The sequence below is a fragment of the Bacillus manliponensis genome (genome assembly GCF_000712595.1).
Lineage (GTDB): Bacteria > Bacillota > Bacilli > Bacillales > Bacillaceae_G > Bacillus_A > Bacillus_A manliponensis.
The window spans coordinates 1-1975 of record NZ_JOTN01000060.1 but is presented as its reverse complement, the minus strand read 5'-3'; the positions used below and the strand labels follow the sequence as shown (position 1 = coordinate 1975).

Annotated in this window: 4 protein-coding genes; all 4 read left to right on the top strand. The window is 33.9% G+C overall.

Translation table 11 applies throughout. The features are described from left to right. The first annotated feature begins 112 nt into the window (after nucleotides 1–112). Nucleotides 113–313 (top strand): hypothetical protein, encoded by a 201-nt coding sequence (locus tag BAMA_RS23120; RefSeq protein WP_034644371.1) that lies wholly within the window; start codon nucleotides 113–115, stop codon nucleotides 311–313. A gap of 38 nt (nucleotides 314–351) precedes the next feature. Beyond that, nucleotides 352–615 (top strand): hypothetical protein, encoded by a 264-nt coding sequence (locus tag BAMA_RS23115; protein ID WP_034644375.1) that lies wholly within the window; start codon nucleotides 352–354, stop codon nucleotides 613–615. 288 nt (nucleotides 616–903) lie between these two features. After that, nucleotides 904–1242 carry a hypothetical protein gene (locus BAMA_RS25330; protein WP_235184508.1) on the top strand — a complete coding sequence of 113 codons (339 nt, stop codon included), beginning with the start codon at nucleotides 904–906 and terminating at the stop codon, nucleotides 1240–1242. A gap of 353 nt (nucleotides 1243–1595) precedes the next feature. After that, a complete protein-coding gene (locus BAMA_RS23105) occupies nucleotides 1596–1886 on the top strand; it encodes a YolC/YozM family protein (RefSeq protein ID WP_051759076.1) in 291 nt (96 codons plus the stop codon). Nucleotides 1887–1975: the final 89 nt, after the last annotated feature.

Here is a 1975-nt window from a genome sequence, read left to right as displayed (position 1 = left end):
TCGTCAATAAAGATAATATGACCGACGTAATTATATTAACATATATTTGAATAAATAGATATAAATAAATTGTTAAGGATTGGAAAATGTGAATTTGGAAGGGGGAATGAGGATGATTCCGTGGGACAAACGAGTATATGCACTGTACCAAGGCGATCAATTTATTACAGAGGGAACGATATTGGAAGTCAGTGCAGTAGCTAATAAATCATTAGATTGGCTCAGATGTATGTTAGCTCCAAGTTATGAAAAAGTGTGCGGTAATAGTACAAGGCGGTTGCGGTTGATTCGGTTAGATGATGACGAAGAATGATTATAAAAATTTCATTTTGTAGAGAAACGAGGTGCGTGATGAAAAGTTCTACAAAGTATCAATTGTTAAAAGATGATTTTGATCATGCTGTAAAACAAATCGAACTACAGAATAAAGAAATAAACCTTTTAAGAGCAGCCCGTGAATCATCTATACATGAGTGTCGACAGTTGGTTAATGAAAGAATGAAGTTTAAAGAAGAAAACGAGTTTTTAAGAGATGATGTTCAAATTAGAGACGAACGTATTGAAGAACTTGAGAAGGAACTATCCGAATTAAAAAGAGCAGCTAGCCAATGCTAACTGCTCACCCCAGGGAAGGGAAAGAAAATGCTGTTCATATTGGAGGCTCACTGTGCAGTTATAGTATGTGCGGATTTGAAAAATATTATGCGGAGGGATAAGGGATGAAAACATTAGATGCACCAATTTATGAGGTGAAACAAGATAGCGAATGGTATAAGACAGAAAAGAAGAGAAGATACGAAAAGATTCTTTAACGATTTCAAAGAGAAGTACGGTACTAACGACGGATTTGTCTTTTATCATTCAGGATACTTTTGGGTTCGAACTGATACAGAAGCTCATGAATTGTTTAAAGAAGAAGTCTCTAAAAAACCAAAAAAGAAAGATTTTCACCCATTTAAAAAGCGCTCTAAGTATTACGAAGAAATAAAGTCGTGTATTGAGCAGATTGAAGAAATCAGTCCTTTTAGATCTCATGATGCTTTGGGGATCAATAACATATCGGGTAGTCATTGGTTAGGAGGTAGATGGTTTTTCGGAGTGAAGAATGAGGGGATTGAGGTAATGAAAGTTTATACAGACGGCGAATATGAAGTGATTGAATATGAGGATGGTTCATCCATTCGATATATACCAGATAGAACACCTAGAAAAACAGAGCAAGTGAATGGTAATCAGCAATAACAAAGTGTATGTTAATAGCAGGATTTTTATTTTGATTAATAGTAATTTCGTAAATAGGGATACCGCCAGCATTTTGGAAAAACCCACGCTAAGAGCATGTAAGATTTTATAAAGTTTTTCGGCTAATCTAGTAACACATGAGAACTCTAAAACTCACGCCAGGATAGGAATGTATAAAAAATGAATAGAGTTATAGAAAAAGAAAAAGGGGATTCCTTGTGAAAGTAAAATATCCGCCTTTTTTACCGATAATGAGACGTTATGTTAACTTGACCTGTATGGAGTATACAAGAAAGAACAGTAACCTTGTAACAAGTTCTTATGATAAAATGGAATAAAAAGGGAGTGATGTGATGAAAAAATTCCTTTTCTGTTTAATGATAGTTGTAACAATGTTAAGCTATATCGTTTATACAAGTATCAAAGAAGGACAATCTTATAGTACATCATCAGTGCTTGACTCTGCCTACGAAAAATTCAAATTATCCAGTTACCAAATTGGTATTACAGACCCTAATATTTCCATTGAAATATTAGGGAATACTAGTGAAGAAGAAGTAAGAAAATACTTGGAAAAGAACTTGAGCAAATCGGATTTAAATCATTATCAGATTGAGATTTCCAAAAAAATTGAAGAGGACTAAAAGGAACATAAAATTCTTTATTACTTTCGCTAACGAATTCTATGTAAATAAGCCGTCTATATGGGCGGCTTATTGTATTTTTTGCTTAG

What these genes read in the sequence shown, in the direction of transcription:
- BAMA_RS23120 (WP_034644371.1), top strand. Translation starts at nt 113, where the DNA reads ATGATTCCGTGGGACAAACGAGTATATGCACTGTACCAAGGCGATCAA.
- BAMA_RS23115 (WP_034644375.1), top strand. Translation starts at nt 352, where the DNA reads ATGAAAAGTTCTACAAAGTATCAATTGTTAAAAGATGATTTTGATCAT.
- BAMA_RS23105 (WP_051759076.1), top strand. Translation starts at nt 1,596, where the DNA reads ATGAAAAAATTCCTTTTCTGTTTAATGATAGTTGTAACAATGTTAAGC.